Below are 22,359 nucleotides of genomic sequence, written 5' to 3'. Positions count from 1 at the left end.
CCGGGCACGCAGGTTGTCCCCAGCCTTCCTCGGTCTCGGCCCAGGGCCACGAGTGGAGCAACCTTGGCGGCCATTGGAGTGGGAAATCGGCGCGCCTGCGTGAAATCCGGTGTGCGGAGGTACTCATCCCGCGTCCGATTTCCCGCCGACACAGGAGAAAGCGCGATGCGTACGTACATAGTCCGTTCGCTTGCCGCTGCGGCGCTCGCCGCAGCGATGGCCGCCTCACTCGCTGGCCCGGCCCAGGGCGTCCCACAGGGCCGGGTCGTGGGGGCGAGCGATGACCACGGCCGCGGCGATCGGGGTGACGGGTGTGATCAGTGTCGTGGTGATGATGATGGCTCTGGTCTGGGTGGTGTCGGTCCGGGGGATGTCGGTGGGGGCGACGGGGATCGGGGAGATGGGGATCGGGGGGACGGCGGTCGGGGCCGCGGTGATGATGACGGCTCTGGTCTGGGTGGTGTCGGTCCGGGGGATGTCGGTGGGGGCGACGGGGATCGAGGTGACGGGGTTCGGGGCGACCGCGATCGGGGTGACGGGTGTGACCAGTGTCGTGGTGATGATGACGGCTCTGGTCTGGGCGGTGTCCGTCCGAGGGATGTCGGTGGGGGCGGCGGCGATCGGGGCGGCGGCGATCGGGGTGGCTCCGGTCCGTTCGACGGGTTCCGCTCCCCGCTGTTCGGCCTGGCAGCGTCCGGCGTCGATCCGTTCGGCTTCTGCAGGTGCATGTTGGACTGGTTCTGACCCTGGGATCCGGGCGGGCCGCTGTAGTCCATCGCCGCAGCGGCCCTGCGCCTGCACCTTCTTCGACTTCTTCGACTCCTTCGACCGCGTTCAGCTCCCGCGGGTGCGCGGGCAGTAGGGACACCTTCAACCACTCGCGTTCGGAGGTCAGTTGACGCACTCGACGCGAGACACCAGCAGAAGGCCCAGCCCTCCCGACAGCGGAGCGAGCGGCGTGCTATGACGAAGACACTCACAGAGCGTCGCCACGGCTCAGAAACCCAACTCGTCCGCCACTGGGGATTCTCGGTGTCCACCATCAGTGGACCGCCCCAACCCTCCGCCGACCCTCCGCGATCGGGCCCGCTCGCCGGCGCGTCTTACTTAGCTCAGCGTCTTCAGCGCCGCCGCGTCGTAGGGCTGGAGCTCCTCGAAGCGGTTGCCCAGGACCTTCGCCGCCCACTGCGGGTCCTGGAGCAGGGCGCGGCCGACGGCGACCAGGTCGAACTCGTCGCGTTCCAGGCGCTCCAGGAGGTTGTCGATGCTGCCGACCGCGGCACCCTCGCCGGCGAAGGCGCGCAGGAAGTCGCCGTCGAGGCCGACCGAGCCGACGGTGATGGTGGGCCTGCCGGTGAGCTTCTTGGTCCAGCCGGCCAGGTTCAGGTCCGAGCCGTCGAACTCGGGGAGCCAGTAGCGGCGGGTGGAGGCGTGGAAGGCGTCGACGCCGGCCGCGGTGAGCGGGGCCAGGATCGCCTCCAGCTCCTGCGGGGTCTGGGCGAGGCGGGCGCGGTATGCCTCCTGCTTCCACTGCGAGTAGCGGAAGATCACCGGGAAGTCGGGGGAGACGGTCTCGCGGACGGCTGCCACGATCTCGGCCGCGAACTTGGTACGGGCCACGGCGTCGCCGCCGTAGGCGTCGGTGCGGCGGTTGGTGCCCGCCCACAGGAACTGGTCGAGGAGGTAGCCGTGGGCGCCGTGCAGTTCGACGCCGTCGAAGCCGATGCGCTCGGCCGCGGCGGCGGCTTCGGCGAAGGCGCCGATGACGTCGTCGAGGTCGCGCTGGGTCATGGCCTTGCCGGCGCCTTCAGTGCCGTCGACGCGGATGCCGGAGGGGCCGACGGCGGGGGCGTCGGCGAAGGGCGGCTCGCCCTGCTTGCGGACCATGCCGATGTGCCACAGCTGCGGGACGATGGTGCCGCCCGCGGCGTGCACGGCATCGGCGACCTTGGCCCAGCCGGCCAGTTGCTCCTCGCCGTGGAAGCGCGGTACCCGGTCGCTGGATCCGGCCGACTCGTGGCCGACGTAGGTCCCCTCGGTGACGATCAGGCCCACACCCGCGGCGGCGCGTCGGGCGTAGTACGAGAGCACGTCCTCACCAGGGACGCCGCCCGGGGAGAACATCCGCGTCATCGGCGCCATCGCGATGCGGTTGGGGACGGTCAGGCCGTTCAGGGCGATGGGCCGGGAGAGGATCTCGGCCGCGCGGGAGGCGGCGGGTGTCGTGGCGGTCATGGGGAAACTCCTTGTCAGTGTCGGTAGGTGTGTGCAACGTGCTGCTGTGCATGGGTGTGGGGGCCGGGTGTCCGGGAGGTCGCGGGAGTCCGCCTGTCGGGTGGGCTGCCTGCGATCCCGGACACCGCCGCCTATGGCGCCGCGGGGTGTGCCAGCGCCATGTCGAAGCTGTCCGTATCGCGGCCCTCGACGGTCAGCGTCGATGCCACGGGCGGGTAGCCGCTGGCGATGAGCGAGTACTCGCCCGCGGTCAGGTCGGTGAAGGCGTAGGCGCCATCGGTGTCCGTGAGGGTGGTGCGCACCACGTTCCCGGCGGCGTCCACCAGCGTCAGCCGGGCGTCGGGCAGCGGACGGGCGCCCTCCCCGGCGCGTACGGTGCCCCGCACCTGCACACCGGCCGGTCCTGTGGTGCGCGGGAGTCGGACGCCGTACGGGACCGGGGCGGCCGTTGCCGTGACCGTGGCGGCCTGCGGCTGGTGGCCGTCGGCGGTCGCGATCAGTACGTACGGGCCGCTTGTCGGGGCGTGCAGCGCGTACCGGCCGTCGGGTTGGGAGGCCGTGCGGCCCACCTGCCGTCCGTCCGGCGAGATGAGGGTGAGGCCGGCACCGCCCAGCACCTCACCTGCGGCGTCCCGCACCAGTCCGTGGAACCCGGCCCCGGCCGGGACGGAATCGACCTGGACCGCATCGGCTTGGACGGCAGGCTCGGTAGCCGGACCAGCCAGCGGATCAGCTACCGGACCGGCAACCGGATCGACAACCGGACCGGCGCCCTGATCGGCAACGGCCGTCTCCGCTACCGGAGTTGACGAGGTGCCCGCGTTTGCCGTGCCTGCCTCGTCGGCCCGGGGGCCGTGCTGTCCGTGCAGGCCGAGCAGGCTGATCACCGCGACGAGCGCGAAGGCGGCGGCCCCGATGCCGAAGGTGAGCGTGAACCCGGATTCGGCGGGCAGCGGCGGAACGCCCGCCGGCAGGTGCTCGATGGTCTTGGAGGCCAGGATCGTGGTGACGACGGCGCTGCCGATCGCGCTGCCGGTGGAGCGGGAGATCGAGTTGATGCCGTTGGCGATGCCGCTCTGGTGGTGCGGGACGCTCGCCATGATGACGGCGGGCATGGCGGCGTAGCCGAAGCTGACGGCTGCGCCGGTCATGAGGCTGGCTCCGATGACCGAGGCGGTGTGGGCGTGGTCGAGGGCCAGCCAGCCGAAGCCGACGGCTCCGAATGCGGCGGCCATACCGAGCACGTACCGGGGGCCTTGGTGTCGGACGAGCCGGCCGCCGATGGGCGAGGCGAGCAGGGAGACGATCGCGCCGGGCAGCAGGAACTCGACGGATGCGCGCAGGATGGAGGCGTTGAAGCCGAAGCCGGTGAGCGCCTTGGGCATCTGGGCGAGGTAGGAGACGCCGAGGAAGTTCGCGAACATGCCGAAGCCGACGAGGATGCCGGCGAGGTTGGCCATGAGGACCGGGCGGTGGACGAACATCCGCATGTCGACGAGGGGCTCGCGGACCTTGAGCTCGACCAGGACCCAGACGGCGATCATGACGACCGCGCCGGCGAAGGCTCCCAGCGTTCGGCCGGAGGACCAGCCCCACTCGTGGCCCTGGGAGATCGGCAGCAGGAGCAGCAGAAGGGCGATGCCGAGGGCCAGCGCGCCGAGGAAGTCGGTGCGTCCGCCGGTCTTGTGCCGGGTCGCCGGGACCAGGAGGACGACGGCGAGCAGGGCGAGGACCGCGAAGCCGGTCGCCATCCAGAAGGCGTTGCGGTAGTCGGCGTCAGCGCCGGAGGTGAGCAGGCCCGTGGCGACGAGCGCGAGCCCGCTGCCGAAGGCGAGGGTGCCGCTGACCAGTGCCATGGCGCCGGGCAGCTTCTGCGAGCGGACCTCTTCACGCAGGACGGAAAGGGCCAGCGGGAAGATCGCGGTGGCGGCGCCCTGGAGCACCCGGCCCAGGATCAGCAGCGGCAGCGAGCCGGCGAGCGCGGCGATGACGGAGCCCGCGACCATGACGACGAGCACGGCCACCAGGGTGGGCTTCTTGCCGTGCTGGTCGCCGAAGCGGCCGAGCAGCGGGGTGAAGACGGCGGCGGACAGCAGGGTCGCGGTGGTCACCCAGCTGACGTTGGCGGTCGAGGTGCCGAGGTCGCGCTGGATCAGGCCCAGGATCGGGACGGGCAGGGTCTGCATCATCGACACGACCATGGCGGCCAGGCTCAGGGCGAGGACGATGACCGTCTCGTTCCGTCGCCCGGCGGCGGGGGCTGATGCGGCGGCGTGGCTCATGGCTTGCGGGACCTTCTCAGTGCTTCAGACCATAGATGTTTAAGAACATCAAGTACTTCGCAGACGGTAGACGGAGATAGTTAAAGTGGTCAAGTAAATAATTGATGACATGAAGCACCTTGGGTACGCTCCAGCTATGAGCGCCACCACCCCGCAGGCCCCCACCAAGCTCCAGTTGCTGGAACTGCTCGCCGCCATCGGCACCGCCCAATGGCGCGATTTCGCTGCCGCCGCAGCCCATCACGGCCTCACCGCCATGCAGGCCAAGGTCCTCGCCCAGCTCGACGGCCCGCTGCCGATGCGCGGCCTCGCCGCCCTGCTGGTGTGCGAGGCGTCGAACGTCACGGGGATCGTGGACCGCCTGGAAGCCCGTGAGCTGGTCCGCCGCGAAGCCGACCCCGCGGACCGCCGGGTGAAGAACGTCGTCGCGACCGACGCGGGCCGCGAGATCATCCGCCGCGTGCGCGAGGAGATGCAGCAGACCCACGGCGCCCTCGACACCCTGGACGAAGCCGAGAGCGCGACACTCTACGCCCTGCTGCAACGCCTGCGACCGACGATGGAGAAGGACGCCTGACGCCTCCGTGGCCCCGGCGCAACACTGATGCCCTGGTTTCCCTGGTCCCCTGGACTCCGGGTCCCCTGGTTCCTTGGGCCCCCTGGTCCCCTGGTCTCCGGGTCGGAGCCGGACTTCGGGCAGCGGGGGGAAGGTCGTGTGCGCGAGGTGCGCGGGATGCGCGAGGTGCGTGGGATGGTCGTGCGCGGTCGGTCAGCAGCGTGATTCAGGCCGGAGACGGTGTGCACTCCGCGTACGGCCACTCGAACGCCGTTGCACGGAGATCGGGCCGTTGCCCCTTGCCTGTCCCGTTCTCGACCCTCGCCGACCCGCAGGCACTCCCCCGCGATATCGAGCGCCTGCTCAACACCCCTGAGGCGGAGGAGAATCAGCAGCGACGGGGTTGCCGGACCCGGACCGCTCACGCGCCCTTCTCATCGGCACCAGTGCCCACGACGTGCGTGCCGTCTCGGTCGACGATCGTGCCGCTGTGGAAGTTCAGCGGTGCCGCCGCTCCGCACAGTTCCCGACCTGCCCGCGGGCGGCCCGGGCTGTGGCGTGCAAGGCGGTACGGCACACCCGAGGATCGGTCTCCGGCAGGAGCGGGTCGCTGAAATCACGGAACCTCGTTGCCCCCTGCTCCAGGCGGAAGGCAGTCTGCGAACCGTCCGCCTTGTCACAGGACATCAGCGGTCATGTGGTCGGGTAGCGCCGTAGTTGGCCAGTGAGCGTTGTACTCGGCCAGTTGAGCGCGCAGGTAGCGCTGAACTGTGGGACGGACGGCTGACGCCCAGGTGATGGAGGGCGGGCTGCCCCGCGGAAAGCCGCGGGGCGTCGGAGTCCCTGCTGTTCCGCCGGTCCGGCGGCTTGTGCCACTCGTTCACCGGCGTCGGTATGCGCTCCGGGCTCAACCGGTTTCTACTGTCCTCGAGGTCGATAGCCGATCATCGGAGGGCGCGTGACCGCATCCGTACAGGACGATGCACAGCCGCGCGGGCTGCTGCGCCGCCTGGGCGAGTGGTGCGCCCGGCACTTCGTGGTTGTCTTCGTCGTGTGGCTGGCCGCGCTCGGCGGACTGCAGGGACTGAACAAGGCGTTCGGCGGATCGTTCTCCGACGACTTCACCCTCCCCGGAACCCAGTCGCTGAAGGGGATGGACGTACTCAAGGCGCACGATCCGGCAGCCGGCGGCTACGGCACCCAGGTAGTGCTGCACGATGCCACGCAGCCCCTGACCGCCGTCTCCTCACAGGTCGGCGGCACGGTCACGGCCCTCCGGAAGCTTCCGCACGTGCTGGCCGCGGTCAATCCGCTGCTCGCACCGCCCACGACGACCGGTCCGCTGTCGGCCGACCGGCGGACCGCCTACATCACGGTGCGGTTCGACGTCCCGCCGGCCACCCTGGGCCGGGAGTATCTGCACGGTGTGGACCGGGCGGTGGCGCCGCTGCGCGCAGCGGGTGCGCAGGTGGAGTACGGCGGACCGCTGGGCGAACTCGCCCGGCCGCAGCCGAACGACATGGTCAGCGAACTCATCGGGTTCGGCGCGGCGGTGGTGGTCCTGCTGGCCGGATTCGGCAGCGTCCTGGCGGCCGCGCTGCCGTTGCTCGCCGCGCTCGTCGGCGTCGTCATGGGGCTGGCCTTCCTGGGGCTGCTGGCGCTCGCGTTCACCTTCTCCACCGTCTCGCCGACCCTGGCCACGATGATCGGCCTGGGGGTCGGCATCGACTACGGCCTGTTCCTCCTCACCCGCCACCGGCAGAACGTGATGGACGGCATGGACGTCGCCGTCAGCGCGGGACGGGCGGTGGCCACCAGCGGCCGGGCCGTCCTGGTCTCGGGCTGCACCGTCATCATCGCCTTGGCGGGACTGTGGGCCTGCGGCATCTCCTTCGTCGGCAAGCTCGGCACCGCCGCCGGCATCACCGTCGTCACCGCCGTGCTGAGCGCCCTCACCCTCGTCCCGGCCCTCCTCGGCCTGATCGGACGGCGGATCGACCGGTACCACGTCCGCACCCCGGTCGCCGAGAAGGCCCCCGACACCGGAGAGAACCACGTCGGCTGGCACCGGTACGCCGGGCGCATCGAACGCCACCCCTGGAGGTTCCTGACCGCCGGCATCGTCATCGTCGGCATCCTCGCCATCCCGCTGTTCTCCATCCGGCTCGGACACATCGGCGACGGCGCCGACCCCGCGAACTTCACCGACCGCCGCGCCCACGACCTGATGTCCTCCGCCTTCGGGCCCGGCTCCAACGGCCCGCTGACCGTCGTCGTCGACGGCACCCCCGTACCGCCCGCCGACCGGAACGCCCTCGTCCGGCAGGTCGGCGGCGCCCTGTCCCACCTGCCCGGGGCAGCCGTCGTCAGTCCCTTGCAGACCACTCCCGACGGGGACGTGCTGACCGCCACCGTCATCCCCTCGGCCTCGCCCCAGGCCGGGAGCACCACGGCCCTGGTCAACCACCTCAAGGACACGATCCTGCCCAAGGCCGTCGCAGGCACCGCCGCCCACGGCTACGTCACCGGCACCACCGCCGTCCAGGTCGACTTCATCGGCCTCCTCTCCAGCCGCCTCCCGCTCATCATCGCCATCGTCGTCGCCCTGGCCTTCCTCATCATCCTCACCGTCTTCCACGGACTGCCCGTGGCCCTCAAGGCGGCCCTGCTCAACCTCGCCTCTATCGCCGCCTCCTACGGCGTCGTCGTCGCCGTCTTCCAATGGGGCTGGGGCGGACCGGCCCTCGGCGTCAACGGGAAGGTGCCGATCGAGAGTTACGTACCGATGATGATGTTCGCCATCGTCTTCGGCCTGAGCATGGACTACGAGATCTTCCTGCTCTCCCGCGCCCACGAAGCGTGGCTGCGCACGGGCGACCCCCACCACAGCGTCTCCCACGCCCTGGAGATCACCGCGCGCGTGATCACCTGCGCCGCCCTCATCATGACCAGCGTCTTCGCCGCGTTCGTCATCAGCCAGAACATCATCGTCAAGATGCTCGGACTGGGTCTGGCCGTGAGTGTCCTCATCGACGCGACCGTCATCCGTCTTGTCCTGGTCCCCGCGAGCATGACCGTGCTCGGCAAGAGCAACTGGTGGACCCCGCGCTGGCTCGACCGGATCCTGCCCCGCCTCGACGTCGAAGGCCAAGCGTCGCCGCCAGACCAGCCGCGAACGCAACAGCAGCGGTAGCGGTAGCGGAACACGGAACTGCTGCATGATCGGGTGACAGCGGGGTGCACCGCCTCAGCGTGACGCGCAAGACGCTCTACAACTGGGCCGGCACATGGGAGCTGGAGCAGCGCGGGCCCGAGCCACTCCGCATGGGCGGCCGGTCCCTTCGCTGCTGGGAGGCGGACGTTGCCCGATTCATCAAGCGCCTGCCTCGGGCAAGTTGACACACCCCGAGCCGAAGAGAGAAGGCGCCCCTTGGGTGGCAACAGAAGAGCCGTACGCCCACTGGCACAAATCCAGGCCACACCCCGACGAACCGGAGTGCCCGGACCGCTCCGGCCTCGTACCGAGCACTGACGACGGCTGCGAGAAGCGATGGCAGCGGCAACGGGGGAGAGCCACCCGCTTGAAGACCGACGCCAGCCGCGCACCACTCGCCGTCGGCTTCTTCCTCAGCGACGAGTACAGGTCGCACATGGCGCGCCGGCGAGCACCGCTGCCGAGTGCGGAACTCAGCAAACGAGAGCGACGGGGCCTGCGGCCGATCCCGGAGGAGCACAGCGATCTGGTCACCGTGACCCGGATTTGGGCCCCGATACGGGAGTTCACAGTGTGCCGGGAATTCGACCTTGCCAAGGAACGCGCCCGGAAAAAGGGCATTGCGGTGCCGCACAACGCGACGTTCCGGGACCTGCGCCACTTCGCTGATGCCGTGCTGGTCGCCTCGGGCCTCGAACCACGCAAGGTACAGGCCCGCATGCGCCACGCACGCCTGGCCGAAACGCCGGACACCTACGGCCACCTGGTATGGGAAGTGGACTGGGAGAACGCCCCCGCCTCCTTCGAGGAGCTGTACGGCATTCCCGCGCCGGCCGGACTGCCGCAGGCGGCCCTGGTGCCCTACGTCGAGCGGGAACGGCCGGGTGCTTGTGCTCCCGCCTGAGAAGACCGACCGGTTCGACGAGCACGCCGAGCCGGAATGGTCCCAAGCCGAGTACGGCAGCCGTTCCCACGCGTAGGTATGCCCGGGCGTTTTCAGGTCCGACATGAGCAACAGGGTGCGGCGGACGCTCGTAGGGGCGCCCGCCGCACCCTAGTGGAGGCGATTCAGAGTGAATCGTGATGCGATTCTTTCCCAACCGTCAAGCCGGGGACCGGCAGACAGTTGTTATCCGCACCGTTCCAACTGCCCCAGATCAGGGGAGGTCTCATCACCCCTCTCCGAGAATTGTGGTCGCGCGTGCTACGACGTCCTGGAAGGCGATCCGGCGGCCTGCGACGTCGAAGATCACCTTCTCGCGCTCTTCCGGAGTCAAGCGCCGTCCTGTTCGGCGTTCGGCCTCCTGAAGTGCCGCCGCCTTCTGACCGTCGACTCTTTCCTCCCAATGGGCCACACGAGATGAGCTCTCTCGCAGTGCGTCGAGCCTGTTCCGGTAGATCCCGATGGATTCGCGACCAGCCGGAAATTTCGAGATGACCGTGCCGAAGAATGAACTCCCTCTACTGCACAGGGCCTCCAGGAACTGTGCTTCGTCGACAACTGTCTCCCGATCCAGGTGGCCTCCGTGGAGATGGAGTCGGATTCCGTTCGAGGTTCTGAGCGCATCAAGCTGAATCGGCTGATCGGGGAAGCGCATTGAAGCAGAATCTCCCGATTGCAGTCTTTTTGCCATATCGGCGAGGTAGGCCCAGAGCAGGAATACGTAGTCCCATGTCTGAGTGCCGATGAGCGTCTCGCCGTCGACCGTGATCTCGACGGCTCCCTCGATGAGATCAAATTCCTCCGAGAAGGATTTTTGGGACTCGAAGGGGAGGAACTCGCCGGCGTCGGATCGGTAGTAAGTCTCGATGATGATCATTGACTACTCCAGAGGGAAGAAGTTGCCGATGCGGCCATTGCTGACACCCATTTGGTAACGCACTCCCTTGTAGACACCTTCCACATCGTAGAACTCATGGATTCCGCGCTTGATGATGAGACTACGGTTCTGTTGCACAACCGCTCCGACCGCATCCGCGACATCATCGATCGTCATCGTCTTCCGGAAGTTGGTCTGCGTGGTCTTGTCCGGTCCCTTGCGATACTTAGGGTGGTGACGTTCCAGAATGTGCTGCATTCGCTCCTTCGTCAGTCGAAGACTGTCGTTGCCTGCATCGAAGTGCCGGGTCTGCCACCCCTTGACCGCATTGAAGGCGCCGCACGTTGCATTGTGAACAAGTACGGGCGTCTCGCCCGCCAGGACGTAGTAGGTGTGGACGCCCTCGACAGTGAGGTTGTAGACCTTGCGGATCTCGGTGCGGGTGTGGGTGCTGACAACCTCTCGCAGGTCACCCTGAGGCGTGCGGAGCCAGTCGCCTGCCTTGAGGCTCTTGGCGTTCAGCCAGCGACCCCGATTGTCGACCCAGAAGGAATGCCCATCGGTGGCGTTGACCGTGGCAGTGGCATTTCCGGCTTCGCCATCAGTGTCGATGGTGATCTTGACCAGGTTCTTCTGCCCCGTATGGATGATCACGTCAGCGACCGTCTGCGCCTCGGTCTGTCCGGTACTCGGGTCTGTTGCTAGAACTTGCTGTCCGATCTGGATATCCTTGATCGGTTTGGGCGCGCGGTCAGCCATCAACACCGGTGTTTCCGGTGTGAAGCTGTTGCTGTCTCGTATGCATGCCGCGATTTCCTCGCGATATCTTCCAACAGCTTCCTGGCGCTTGCCGAGCAGCTTCTTCGCCGCAGCGGACTCTTCAAGGAACTTGCCGAGGCCACCGACAATGCGGCCGATGCTCTTGGTGATCTTTGGGAGCTCCTTGATGACCTTGAGCGCCTTTCCCCAGGGGAGGGCGCCGATCACCGTCCAGAAGCAACTTTCGACGTTTCCTTCGGTGACGCATTTTTTGATGTCGTCGAGACCGATGAGTTCTTCGATTATCTCACCGCCGTTTTCCTTCAGGAAATCGGCGATCGATTTGTCGGCAAGCTTGCGAGCTTTATCGAGATCTGCACCTGTGACGCCGTCGTCTTCGAGCGCCAGCTCGTCCTCCTCAGTCAGCTCGGGGCCACCGCCGCTGCCATCCAGCTTGGCCGCCTCCGCCCGCCGCTTGCGCTCCTGTTCCCGCTCGTACTCCTCGGCCTTCTTCGCCGCCTCGTCCGCCTCCTTGGCGTACTTGTTGGCGTTCTTGGCCGCCGCCTCCGCGGACTTGGCGTGGTTTTCGGCGGAGTCGGCGAGCTTGCCCGCGTCGGCGGCGTCCTTCTCCGCCTGGGCTGCCGCGCCCTGGGCGACGCTGGCCTCGTGTTCGGCCTGGTTGGCGGCGCTGTTGGCCGCGGCGGCGTGTTGGTCCGCCTCGGCGGCGGCCTTGCGGGCCCGTGCGGCTTCGGCTTCGGCCTCGTTGGCGGCCTTGCGTGCGGCTGCCGCGTCCGCGGCGGCCTGGTTGGCGGCTTCGCGGGCGAGGCCGGCGTCGGCCTTGGCCTGGGCGTCGGCCTTGTTGGCGGATGCCGCGGCGGCCCTGGCCTTCGCCCCGTCAGCCGCTGCCTGTGCCGCGGACTTCATGGCGGCTGCCGCGGAACGTGCGGCGTTGGCGGAGGACCTGGCGGCGTCGGCGGCGGCCTTGAAGGCCGGGGCGACCTGGGCGTTGGCGCGCTTGGCGGCGGCCTCGGCGGCCTCGGCGGCCTTGACCGCTTCGGCGGCCCTGGCCTCGGCGGCGGCGACCTGCTCCTCGCCGGTCTCCTGGGCGGCCCTGGCGACGTCGGCGGCGAAGTCGGCGTCGACGTCCTTGCCTGCGAAGGGGGCCGTCAGCTCGATGGCGGTGTTGGAGGGGTCGGCGATGCCGGCCGCGGTGGTCCGGGCGGCTCCGGACGCCTGGACGGCGATGGTGGACTGGAGCCTGGCCATGGCCGCTTCGCGGACCGCGCCCTCGGCCTCGTCCTTGGTGCGGTTGGCTGCCTGGAGGGAGTGGTTGGCCTCGATGGCGGCCTGTCCGGCCAGGCGGGATGCCTCGTGGGCGGCGATGCCGGCGCGGGCTTCCTGGGCGGTGGCCTCGGCCGCCTTGGTGTTGGCCTTCAGCGCGGCGGCATGGGTGGCCTGGTACTCGGCTTCGGCCTTGTTGGCCGCGGCGTTGGCACGCGCGGCAGCGGCCTCGGCCTTGTTGGCGGCGGCGTTGGCACGCGCGGCGTGTGCGCCGGCCTCGGCCGCCGCGGCCCGGGCACGGGCAGCCGCGCCCGCGGCCTCGGTGGCCGCGGAACGGGCGCGCACTGCCGCGCCGCTGGCGGTGTCGGCGGCGCTGCGGGCCTGACCGGCCGCCGCACCGGCGGTGTTGGCGTCCGCGCGGGCCGCCTGTGCCGCGGCACTGGCCTCGCCGGCGGCGGCGGTGCCGCGGCCCGAAGCGGCCATCGCCTCGGTGGCCCTGGCCCGCGCCTCCTTGGCCTGGTGGTTCTGCTCGGCCTTGAACGCCGCGTTGCGGGCGTTGCGGGCGTTGGTCTCCTCGCCGCGTGCCTTCTCGTCCGCCTTGGCCGCGACACCTTCCTTCTCGGCGGCACTGGCACGCGCCGAAGCCGCCGTGGCCGCAGCCGCCTGGGCCTCCGCGCGGGCCGCGGACGCCGTACGGGCCTCGGCCTCCGCACGTGCCCGTGCCGCAGCCGCGTTGTCACGCTCGCGTTCGGCGCGGGCCCGTGCCTGGGCCGCCAGGTTGCGCTCGCGTTCGGCGATCGCGCGCTGCTCGGCGGCGATCCTGGCCTGACGCTGGGCCTCGACGCGGGCTTCGCGGGTCTTCTTGGCGTGTTCCCAGGCTTCCTTTTCCGCCTTCTCGGCGTCGATGCGGGCCTGCTTGGCCCGGGAGGCCGCGTCCGCGGCGACCTTGGCCTGCTTGTCGGCTGCCGCCGCCAGCTCGGCTGCCGCCCTGGCGTGCTCCTCGGCGTTGGCCCGCCACTGCTTGGCCTGCTGCTCGTGCGCTTCGGCCGCGTTCTTGCCGTCCAGCGCCGCGGCGTCGGCGGCGGTGGCGTCGACGGCGTGCTGAGCGGTCCGGGCCGCCTTGGCCGCCGCCTCCGACGCGGCCGCGATGCCCGAGGCGACCTCGGACCACTGCGTGCCATGGGTCAGCCCGGTCTCCACCAGGACGTCGGCCTGCACCTTGGCCTGGCCCGCCGCGACCTTGGCCCGCCGGGCCGCCTCGGCGGCGTACCCGACCTGGCGTTCGACCTCGGCCTTGACGTCGTCGTAGGAGGACAGGCGCTTGCCGGCCCGGTCCGCCGAGAGCATCCGGTCGGCCTCACGCGATGCTCGGGCCGCCGACGTCATCGCATTCGACGCGTCCTTGAGCGCCTTGACGGCATCCCCGTGGAAGCCGATCAGCTTGGTACGGGCCTCCGCCGCGCGCCGTGCCTTCTCGGCCAGCTCACGCAGCTTCTCGGCGGCCTCCTGGGCCTCCTTCTGGGCCTTCTCGTGGGCCGCCCGGTCGTCGGCGTCCTTCTTCGCCGCGATCTGGTAGCCCTTCTCCAGGAACTCCTCGATCGCCTTGTCGGTGCCCGCGTCCAGCGCGGCCTGGGCGGCCTTCTTCACCTCGGGGCCGCCGGCGCCGGCCAGCAGCTCCACACGCCTGCGGAGTTCGGCCGCGCGCTCCTTGGCGTTCTTCTCGTCCTTCTGGTCCTTCTGGCGGGCGATCTCCGCACCGAAGGCCAGGAAGTCCTCACGGTCCTTGGCGGTCGCCTTCGGTCCCAGGACGCGTTCGACCTCGGCGTTGAAGGTCGGCCCGCCGGTGCCGCGCATCGCCTCGATCTTCTTGCGGTTCGCGGCGTCGGAACCGTTCTTTTTGTCCTTGGCGCGCTGGCGGGCGTCGGCCTCGCCGTGCTCCAGGAACTCCTTGATCGCGTTCGGGTCGTCGCTGTCCAGGGCCTTCTGCGCGGCCTCGCGGACTTCCTCCTCCTCGTCGAACTCCGCGAAGTCCTCGACGAGTTGGCGGTCCCGCTCGGCACTGATCCGGTCCAGCTCGGAGCGCGGCGCGGCGGCCGGCTCGGCGGACGATTTCGGCAGCGCGGCGGCCACCCGGTCCAGGGTCGCCATCGCCTGGGTGAAGTCGGCCCTGGCCTCGGCACGCTGAACGCGCTCTGCGGTCGCGGCCGTTGCCTGGCTCGTCATACCGCCCAGCAGCGCCACGACCACCGTCGTGGTCACCGTCTTGCGCGCTATCCCGGCGAGACCGCCGCCGCGTGGTCTTCCGGCTCGCGGCCGGAATCTCCCCATCACGGAAAGAAACCCCCAATTGGGATGAGTTGGGATGGATTTGGGTGAGTTGGAGGTAAAGCGAAAACCCCTGACCTGCATGTGCGAGCAGGGCAGGGGTATCCAGCCGGCGCGCAGGGCCGCGCGCCGGCTGAACGACTGGGAAGGTCAGCCCCTGACGCGGCTCTCGGCGGCCTGGGCGCGGTCGTACATGTCCCGCCAGAACCGGGCGGTCTCGGCCGCTTGCGCCTGTTCCTCGGCCCAGGAGTCCCCGGTGGCCTCGGCCGGATCGGCGATGCCCTGCCAGATCCCGTCCGCGGCTTCCTTGGCGAGCGCGGCGACGTGCTTCCAGTTGTCCGCCTGGGCCTTGGCCGCGGCCTGCTCGGCCAGCCAGGCCTTCTGCGCGGCGCCCGCGTGCTCGGCAACCGCCTGCCAGGCCCGTTCGGCCTCGGCCCTGGCCTTGGCCGCGTCGACCGCGCCGTGCACCGCGGCCTCGGCCGCCTCCGCCTCCTTGATCAGACGGGACAGGGTGTTGTGCCGTACCCGCTCCGCGTCCGCGGTCCGCAGCCGGTAGCCCTCCAGGTCCAGGGACGCGCCGGTCACCCAGCCGTAGCCGAAGAACTCCGCGATGTCCGCGTCGGACGCCCCGGGCCGCAGCGCCCACTGGGCCGCCACCCGCACCTGCTCGCCCGGGTCGCTCTCGGCGACCGAACGGACGAACTCCCGGTCCCCGGCGGCGACTTCCAGCTTCTGTCGGCCGTCCGCCTCGCGGGTGGCCCGGTCGCGCTGCTGCGCCTCGGCGTACCCGGTCCGCACGAACGCCGCCCGGTCCGCGTCCGTGCCCTTCAACGCACGGGCCGCCGCGGCGCGTGCCGCGGGGGAGAACTCGGCGGTGTGGGTCTGCACGACCCGTTCGCAGAACGCCCTGTTCCGGACCCGGGTGTCCCGCAGCCGCTGCTTGGCGTAGTCATAGCCGCCGCCGGGCGCCAGCCACTCCGCGATCGCCTCGTCCCCACGGGAGTTGCGCAGCGCGTTCCACGCCGAGGTACGGATCTCGGCAGGCAGACGCGACATCGCCAGCCGATGGACGTAGTCGCGCGCCTCCTCGGCCGCCGCGGCCTTGGCGGACCCGGCCTGGTCCGCCGGCCGGTCGGCCGGGACGACGGCGGGCACCGGGGCGTCGGCCCAGGCGGGGGTCACCGTCGCGAAGGCGGTACCACCGGCCAGCAGGCCCGCCGTCACCGCCTGCGCGATCCACAACTTACGGCTCACTGTTGACCTCTCAGGATCGGAAGGTTCAATTGGGCTGATCGAGAGGTCACTTGACCGGCAGCACCCGCCACAGCTGCGCCTCGGTCTGGTTGCAGTACCACTGCTGGGCCTTGACGCCGTCGTCCTTCTTGCTGTGGTCGATGTCCAGGCAGCGATCCGGCGTGTGCATGGGGCGCAGCTGGTAGAGCTTGCTGACGGGATCGACGAGAACCATCCGCCAGCGCAGCTGGGCACCGCCACCGCTGCACCCCCACTGCTGGACCCGCGCGCCTGCCTGGGTGCCGCTGTTCTCCACCTCAAGGCACTTGCCGCTGTTCTCGTTGCGCAGCACGAAGGACGAGTCGACGGTGGGTATGGCGCGCCACTGCTGTGCCTGGCCTTCGTTGCACGTCCACTGCAGCGCCGCCGCGCCGTTGTCCTTGCTCGCGGAGTCGATGCCCAGGCACTTGCCGCTGTGCGGGAGCTGGAGCCGGACGGTGTCGCCCTTGTCCGAGGCGGCGTCCTTGGCGGTCTGGGCCTTCTTGGCGGCTTCGCGCGCGGCTTCGAACGCCTTGTCGGCGGCGTCGCCGGCCGCGTCCTTCTTGCCGGCGGCCTTGGCGGCTGCGGCGGCCTTCGCGGCGGCTTCCCGTGCGGAGTCGTCCCCGCTCGCGTGGGCGGTGGTCGCGCCGGCGGTCAGTGCGGCAACGCTGCAGGCGATGGCCAGGGCGGCTCGGATGGTCCGAGACATCTGGAGGTCCGTTTCTTCTCGATGGGTGGGGATCAGGCCGTGGCCGGCTTGAGCTGCCAGCGCTGCGCGGCGGTGCCGTTGCAGTACCAACTCTGCGCGTTGGCGCCTTCCTTGAGGCTGGAGTCCTTGATGTCCAGGCAGCGCAGGTCCGTGTGCATGGGCCGCAGCTCGTAGAGCTCCTTGGCGACGTCGACCATCACCAGGCGCCAGCGCATCTGGTTGCCGCCGGTGCACCACCACTGCTGGACGTTGGCGCCTGCCTGGGTGCCGCTGTTCTCCACCTCAAGGCACTTGCCGCTGTACTTGGCACGCACCTCGAAGGTCGCCGATCCGGTGGAGACCAGCTCGAAGAGCTGGCTGTCCGCCCCGTCGGCACACTTCGACTGAACGGCGTTGGCGCCGTTGCGGAAGCTGCCGTTGTCGATGGTGAGGCACTGACCGCTGTGGGCCGCCCGCAACTGGACGACCGCCGACTGGACGGCGTTGGCGCGGGGCGCGGCCTCGTCTGCGTGTGCCGTGGTGACGCTGCCGGCCAGCGCGGTGACGCCGGCGCCGATGGCCAGCGCGACTCGGGTGATCCGGGACATGGGGGTGTCCGTCCTTCTTGCTTCGTGAGGAGGTAGAGGAGAGGAGTGGGTTCGCCGGGCGGAGCGTCAGCGCGCGAGCGGGGCGGAGATCTTCCAGGTGGCGTCCTGGGCGAAGTCCTTCTCGGCCTCGTAGCGCTGCTTGCCGCCCTTGTCGGCCGCGTAGAGGTCACCCTGGAACTGCCGCAGCCAGCGCCCCGCCTTGCCCGCCGACTCGAAGGACGTACCAGAACCGGCCAGGCCCTTGCGGGCGCACCAGCTGGCGTCCTTGCGAAATGCCTCGCTCTTGTCGTCGGCGGCCAGTCGGACCCGGAGGTCCTTCTGCATCAGGTAGTAGCCGGGCTTGCGGGCCGACTCGAAGGAGTAGCAACCGGCCTGGCCGCCGAGGGCGGGCACGACGACCCAGGTGGCGTCCTCGCGGTCGGCCTGCCTGGCCCGGCCGTTGACGGGAGCGAGGAAGGACTCTCCCTTGTCCGCGTCGGACTGGCGGATGTACCAGCCGGCGAGTTGGGCACTGCTCGCCTGGAAGGACTGCCGCAGCGCGCGGTACTGGCCCTCCATGAGGAACCGCGCGACGTCCTCGTCGCTGCCGGCCAGTGCCTTCTTCGCCGCGGCGACCAGACCCGGGTGGACCCCGGTCTTCTCGGCGCGTGCCTGGATCTGCAGCGCCAGCCTGCGGTCCGCCTCGGCCCGCTTCTTGCGGAGGTTCTCGTAGTCGAGATTGTTGGCCTTCGTGGCACCGGCGTGAAGGAATTCCTTCCAATCCGCAGGGTTGGAGCTGAGCACCGCCCGCTGTGCCGCGGCGTAGAGCTCGGTGTGCCGGCCGTCGGCGGGGGTACGGCGCAGGAGTTCGCGGATGAAGTTGTCGTCGCTCAGCTCGAAGACGGAATCCGAGAACGAGATGTCGAAGCGCGTCTCGAACAGCGTCGCGGTGCCCTTGCGGTCCTTGAGTTCCTCGCGCCGCTTGAGTTCCTGGGCCTCCTTCTCCGCCTTCTCCTTGAGCTCGTTGGCCACGTCCCGGTCCCGGGCCTCACGCGCGCCGGTGGCGATGAACTCCTGCCAGGCCGCGGCATCACCGGCCAACGCGCGGGCAGCCGCGTCCCGGACCTCCGGCCCGGAAGCCGGGTCCTTCATCACCTTCCGGATGAAGTTGTCGTCGCTGAGCCCCAGCAATTCCGGAGTGACCGGTATGCCGATCTTGATCAGGACCTGCTGCTTGGCGGTCCGCGCCGCACGGTCGGCAGCGGCACGGTCCTTCTCCCGCTGCTTGTCGACCTCATACGCCTCGTGGATTCCGGTGGTGATGAACCGTATTTGGTCCTCGGCCGAGGTGCCGACCATCATGACTTCCTCGGCGGCCGTACGCACCGCTCGCAGGGAATCGCCGGCGTCCCTGGCCTTCTGCCACAGCGCGTGGATGAAGTCGCTGTCGCTGAGAAGCATCACGTCGGGGCTCGGGTCCAGGCGGACCACGGCCGCGGCGTCCACCCGCTGCTTGTCGTTGGTCCCGATATCCGCTGCCCGGGCAACCGAGTCCGTCGGCGCGGCAAAGGAAACCGGTGCGGCCACGCCGGTGACCGCCGCGAGCGCGGTGGCGGTCACGATCCCACGCCTGACGGCCCTCCGCATTCCCGCGTTGTTGGTGCGGCTCTTGTCCATTCTGTGTTCAGTAACCCTTCCAGCGTCCCGTGGGCGCGGCCCGGAGTACGCGGGCAGACGGAAACGCAACTCGGAGATTTCGATTGCCGTCGGTCGACGGATATGTGAGGGGCGGCTGTGTGTTCCCGCTCGTCCCTCTCAGGTCTCTGACAGATCGGGTCTCTGACAGATCGGGTCTGTGGCAGATCAGGTCTCCGGCAGACCCGTGCGTGCGACAAGGTCGGGAGTCCGGAAGCCGGGCCCGGGGCCTCTCGGTCTGTTCACGGAGTCCTGGACCATTCCTTCAGGGACGGTGTCGCCGCACATCGCCTGCCCCCACAGTCAGGAACGGGGCGGGACATGCCCGACCGCTCCTGGACGGTGCCCGAAGCAGGGCGTACGGGCCCGGCCTCCACGGTCATGACTGGTCGAATCCCCTGCTGCGCTATGCCCGTTGATGGCGGGAGGTATCAGTAAATGTCTGTTTAGGTAAGTATGGCCCGCGGCGAGCGCACGCCGCAGTCGACCCGGGGGGCGGGCGCAGGGGTCGTACTCCTCGGGGGAGCGCGGCCCCTGCGTTGACCGAGGAAGCGGTGCGGCGTCAGAACATCAGCCGGTAGATGTCGTAACTCCAGCCGATCTTGACCGGGTTGTCGTACGGGTCCGGGGTGTTGCCGTTGCCCTTGTACAGCATCAGGTCGCCGCTGGGGGTACGGGCCAGCAGGTCGGCGTTGCCGTCGCCGTCCACATCACCGGTGGACAGCAAGGAGTCGTACCTGTTCCAGCCGCCGCCGATCTTCTGACGGGGCTCGAACGGGGCCTTCCAGTTTCCGGTGCCCTTGTACAGCCACAGGACCCCCGACTTGTCGCGAGCGACGATGTCGGCCTTGCCGTCACCGGTGAGGTCGCCCTGGCCGGCGATCTGGGTGTACTGGCCCCAGCCACCCCCGATCGCGGTGCGTCCGGTCAGCCGGCCGTCGGAGTGGGCGAGGTAGACATACATCACGCCCGCCTTGTCGATGGCCATGATGTCGGACTCCGTGTTGCCACCGAGGTCACCGGGGGAGAGGACCTTGTCGTAGATGTTCCAGCCCCCGCCGATCAGACGGGTCTCGGTCTCGAACTCGTTCTTCGGGGACGTGAAGCGCAGGTTGCCGTCGGTGTCCCAGGTGTAGAGCCCGTCGGCGAAACCGTCCTTGTCGCGGTCGACGTTCTGTGCGGCCTTGAAGATGCCCCAGCCGGGCGCCACGCGCGTGCGCGGGTCGAACCCGGTGCCGTTCGGCATCTGCTGGTAGAGGTCACCGCCGCGCGTCACGCCCGAGAAGTGGAAGGTCGGGGAGCTCACCGCGCCCGGGGCGGTGAGCGCGGGCGTCGCCATGCGACTCTCGGGCGCGTTCGGGGCCTTGCCCTTGGCCGCCCAGGGGACGGTCAGCTTCAGCGTCCGGGGCTGGATGTTCTGCAGAGGGGCCGGAACGGGGTCGGGGCTGTCGGCGACTGCGGTTCCCTCGGTCGCACCCAGCAGGGTCGCGGCGAGCGCCGCGGTGGCGATCTTGGCGAGTGCGCGGCCACGCTTACGGCCGGAACGGAAACCCACGTACTTCTCCATTTAGTTGGACATTGGTTGCGTCATGCCCCATAAGGCAGGATTGCATGTTATTGACTTAATCTTTACTGGGCAAATCGCGCATCAACCGAGTCGCCGGCCCGTCAGTCTGCTAAAGCTCGGGCCGCCGGTGCCGTTTTGAAGTGATATCTCGGGGCCTTGCAGGAGAGGGGCTGCTTCAGCTCTCTTGATGGGCAGTCAATTCACGGACGCGCCCTCTGCGTTACCAGTTCGTGGGGAGTTTCGGGGCCCGGGAAAGGCTGTGCCACGGCTGTCGCGTGGGGAGGGTGCGCGGTTCCGCGGCCACGGTCGGAGTGATGCTGGTAAGCCAGGGTGCGGGAGGGCGCCGAGCCCGTCCGGGGTTCGGCATCGCGCCGGTTCAGGGCCTGCGCTTCGCCAGGCGGCAGCGGGGTTCCGCTACCGGCCGTGCCGGGCGCCGGGACGGCGGGGGCAGGTCGTAGGGCCGAGAGTCCGGTGGCCTCCCCCAGGGAGGGAAGCCACCGCGGCCGTGAGCGGGTCGGCGCCGCTGTCCTCTGACGGAGCGGAGCGCGCGACCGTGACGATGCCGATGGCAGGGCGTGCCCCGCCGTCGAGGCGAAGTGGGAGCCGAACCGCCTCTTCAGAACGTGTGATTGACGATCAGGGAATTGCCGAATACGTCGTACACCGAAACATAACCCCGTTGCGAGTCCTGCCAGTTGTCGAAGGCGGCGGCGACGGAGCGAGCGGTGGCCATGCCGTCCTGCACCGGCTTCGTACCCCCGTTGATGTCGGTGGAGACGTATGCGTTTCCGGTCTTGTCGTCCCAGTCACCGATGATGCGGGCCACATGGGATACCGCTTCCTTCTGCTGTGCGGTTCCATGGGAGTTGACCCAGGCGCGGAAGTCGTCGGCGTTCTTCTTCGATCGCGCCTGGTCGCCATCGGGCGGCAGGGAGGACTGCTCGGCAGGGGTGCCTTGGGCGGTGGTGTCCGTCCACTCGCAGCCGCTGGTGAGGCCGATGGCGAGACATGCGCCGAGGGCGAGGACCGCGGACCGTGTCGACCATGTGTGCATCCGGTACTTCTCCTTGGCAAACGGGCCATACCCCGGGAGTCAGTCGGGGTACGTGCGAGGTCAGAACTTGATGGCGTCTGCCTTGTCGTTCCAGTTGCCGCCGTAAGCGTAGGAGATCTTCTTGAAGTTCGGGTACATGGTGTATCCGGCGCCGAGGTAGAGGTGGGGGTCGGGCATGCCGGTGCGGAAGTCGTAGAGGGTCACACCACGCTGCGGCCGGTTGACGTATGCGGAGGATGCCTTGTCACGGAAGCTGGGACTGTACTGGTCCAAGTGACGGGTCTTCGCCTGGGGGTAGGTGGGCCACTGAAGGCGTCGACCCGAGAAGTTGGCGTCCTGCCACAGGCACACCCAGGAACTGGGGCAGTCCTCGTACTTGTACGTGGTGGCCGCAGCCCTGGCACCCTGCCTGGCTTGCTCCGAGGGGGCCTGCCGGGCGAGGTAGGAGTTGGCCTCCTGCGAACTGTCAAAGCACTCCATGGTGCCGTCCTCCGACACCTCTGCACACACCTGCGCACCGCCGAGGTCGTCGGAGGAAGAGTCGATCTTCTTTCCGTGGTAGTACATGTCGACCTTTTGCGCGTTGCCCACTTCCCTGTGGACCCGGGCTTCTTCCTCGGGAGTGAGCGTGCCCGGGACGGCCTCGGGCTTCTCGGGAGCGGCGTTGTCGGCGAAGACAGGCGTGGCGAAAAGGCCGGTTGCGGCGAGGGCGACGGCAGCAGCGGCCATGGTGGTACGGGTGCGTATCTGCACGGAGAATCCTTCCTGCGGCGTGGCGCGTTGGACGGGCCAACGAAGAGAGCCGCATTGCCTAAATGCGGCATGCGCAAAAGGAATCTATTGCCTGTCCATGGGTACTTCTAGGGGGAATTTCGCTTCAAATGGGACAAATGGCGCACAAGTCATGTGGGGTTCGGCATGGTTGCACGGCAAGAAGCAACGGCTCGGTAACTTCCCCGTGGGCCAGTCGTCCGGGCCGGTGCAGCTGCGGGCGGCGGACCTGGGCTCCACCGCCGATCGCCGC

At 69.2% G+C, this 22,359-nt stretch carries 15 protein-coding genes and 1 pseudogene; 3 read left to right on the top strand and 13 right to left on the bottom strand.

Features of this window, described 5'->3' with window-relative positions; all coding sequences use genetic code 11:
• Positions 1–225: 225 nt before the first annotated feature.
• The 4 genes and pseudogenes from RZ84_RS39640 to RZ84_RS10725 form a co-directional block, all read right to left on the bottom strand.
• Positions 226–801 carry a hypothetical protein gene (locus RZ84_RS39640; RefSeq protein ID WP_107068103.1) on the bottom strand — a complete coding sequence of 192 codons (576 nt, stop codon included), beginning with the start codon at positions 799–801 and terminating at the stop codon, positions 226–228.
• Between the two features lie 306 nt (positions 802–1,107).
• Entirely contained in the window at positions 1,108–2,235 is a 1,128-nt protein-coding gene (locus RZ84_RS10730) for an NADH:flavin oxidoreductase (RefSeq protein ID WP_043264131.1), read from the bottom strand.
• A gap of 131 nt (positions 2,236–2,366) precedes the next feature.
• The gene (locus tag RZ84_RS42485; protein ID WP_347232804.1) at positions 2,367–2,873 is read right to left on the bottom strand and encodes an MSCRAMM family protein; all 507 of its coding nucleotides are present in this window, start codon (positions 2,871–2,873) and stop codon (positions 2,367–2,369) included.
• 204 nt (positions 2,874–3,077) lie between these two features.
• A pseudogene (locus RZ84_RS10725) lies at positions 3,078–4,517 on the bottom strand (MFS transporter); the annotation flags it as partial.
• A gap of 136 nt (positions 4,518–4,653) precedes the next feature.
• Between RZ84_RS10725 and RZ84_RS10720 the strand changes: the two are divergent.
• From RZ84_RS10720 to RZ84_RS10705, 3 genes are all read left to right on the top strand, one after another.
• A complete protein-coding gene (locus RZ84_RS10720) occupies positions 4,654–5,094 on the top strand; it encodes a MarR family winged helix-turn-helix transcriptional regulator (RefSeq protein WP_043264130.1) in 441 nt (146 codons plus the stop codon).
• Positions 5,095–6,031: 937 nt separating this feature from the next.
• Complete coding sequence (locus RZ84_RS10710) at positions 6,032–8,266, top strand: MMPL family transporter (RefSeq protein ID WP_043264128.1); 2,235 nt, start codon at positions 6,032–6,034, stop codon at positions 8,264–8,266.
• 388 nt (positions 8,267–8,654) lie between these two features.
• Positions 8,655–9,191, top strand: a complete 537-nt coding sequence (locus tag RZ84_RS10705) for a site-specific integrase (RefSeq protein WP_052229870.1) — start codon at positions 8,655–8,657, stop codon at positions 9,189–9,191.
• Positions 9,192–9,459: 268 nt separating this feature from the next.
• Here the strand turns inward: RZ84_RS10705 and RZ84_RS10700 are convergent, their stop codons facing one another.
• The 9 genes from RZ84_RS10700 to RZ84_RS10660 all read right to left on the bottom strand — a co-directional run bounded on the left by RZ84_RS10700 (position 9,460) and on the right by RZ84_RS10660 (position 22,088).
• A complete protein-coding gene (locus RZ84_RS10700) occupies positions 9,460–10,107 on the bottom strand; it encodes a hypothetical protein (protein WP_043264127.1) in 648 nt (215 codons plus the stop codon).
• Positions 10,108–10,110: 3 nt separating this feature from the next.
• Positions 10,111–14,406, bottom strand: a complete 4,296-nt coding sequence (locus tag RZ84_RS42280) for a polymorphic toxin-type HINT domain-containing protein (protein ID WP_107068102.1) — start codon at positions 14,404–14,406, stop codon at positions 10,111–10,113.
• 216 nt (positions 14,407–14,622) lie between these two features.
• A complete protein-coding gene (locus RZ84_RS10690; protein WP_241777650.1) occupies positions 14,623–15,726 on the bottom strand; it encodes a hypothetical protein in 1,104 nt (367 codons plus the stop codon).
• A gap of 46 nt (positions 15,727–15,772) precedes the next feature.
• Complete coding sequence (locus RZ84_RS10685; RefSeq protein ID WP_043264126.1) at positions 15,773–16,453, bottom strand: RICIN domain-containing protein; 681 nt, start codon at positions 16,451–16,453, stop codon at positions 15,773–15,775.
• 32 nt (positions 16,454–16,485) lie between these two features.
• A complete protein-coding gene (locus tag RZ84_RS10680; RefSeq protein ID WP_043264125.1) occupies positions 16,486–17,040 on the bottom strand; it encodes an RICIN domain-containing protein in 555 nt (184 codons plus the stop codon).
• A 66-nt stretch (positions 17,041–17,106) separates the two neighbouring features.
• On the bottom strand, positions 17,107–18,639 hold the full coding sequence (locus tag RZ84_RS10675; RefSeq protein ID WP_241777649.1) for an AbfB domain-containing protein: 1,533 nt from the start codon (positions 18,637–18,639) through the stop codon (positions 17,107–17,109).
• A 637-nt stretch (positions 18,640–19,276) separates the two neighbouring features.
• Positions 19,277–20,269, bottom strand: a complete 993-nt coding sequence (locus tag RZ84_RS10670) for an FG-GAP repeat domain-containing protein (protein WP_052230457.1) — start codon at positions 20,267–20,269, stop codon at positions 19,277–19,279.
• A gap of 628 nt (positions 20,270–20,897) precedes the next feature.
• Positions 20,898–21,335 carry a hypothetical protein gene (locus tag RZ84_RS10665; protein ID WP_043264123.1) on the bottom strand — a complete coding sequence of 146 codons (438 nt, stop codon included), beginning with the start codon at positions 21,333–21,335 and terminating at the stop codon, positions 20,898–20,900.
• A 60-nt stretch (positions 21,336–21,395) separates the two neighbouring features.
• Positions 21,396–22,088 carry a peptidase inhibitor family I36 protein gene (locus RZ84_RS10660; RefSeq protein ID WP_043264122.1) on the bottom strand — a complete coding sequence of 231 codons (693 nt, stop codon included), beginning with the start codon at positions 22,086–22,088 and terminating at the stop codon, positions 21,396–21,398.
• Positions 22,089–22,359 lie beyond the last annotated feature (271 nt).

Source organism: Streptomyces sp. CT34, assembly GCF_000805335.1.
Taxonomy (GTDB): domain Bacteria; phylum Actinomycetota; class Actinomycetes; order Streptomycetales; family Streptomycetaceae; genus Streptomyces.
The sequence above is the reverse complement of the archived record's forward strand: the minus strand, read 5'-3'. Positions and strand labels throughout refer to the sequence as shown.

Excerpts from the sequence above, each read along its gene's own strand:
- RZ84_RS10685 (WP_043264126.1), bottom strand. The coding sequence starts at position 16,453 with ATGTCTCGGACCATCCGAGCCGCCCTGGCCATCGCCTGCAGCGTTGCC.
- RZ84_RS10720 (WP_043264130.1), top strand. The coding sequence starts at position 4,654 with ATGAGCGCCACCACCCCGCAGGCCCCCACCAAGCTCCAGTTGCTGGAA.
- RZ84_RS10700 (WP_043264127.1), bottom strand. The coding sequence starts at position 10,107 with ATGATCATCATCGAGACTTACTACCGATCCGACGCCGGCGAGTTCCTC.
- RZ84_RS10665 (WP_043264123.1), bottom strand. The coding sequence starts at position 21,335 with ATGCACACATGGTCGACACGGTCCGCGGTCCTCGCCCTCGGCGCATGT.
- RZ84_RS10730 (WP_043264131.1), bottom strand. The coding sequence starts at position 2,235 with ATGACCGCCACGACACCCGCCGCCTCCCGCGCGGCCGAGATCCTCTCC.
- RZ84_RS10680 (WP_043264125.1), bottom strand. The coding sequence starts at position 17,040 with ATGTCCCGGATCACCCGAGTCGCGCTGGCCATCGGCGCCGGCGTCACC.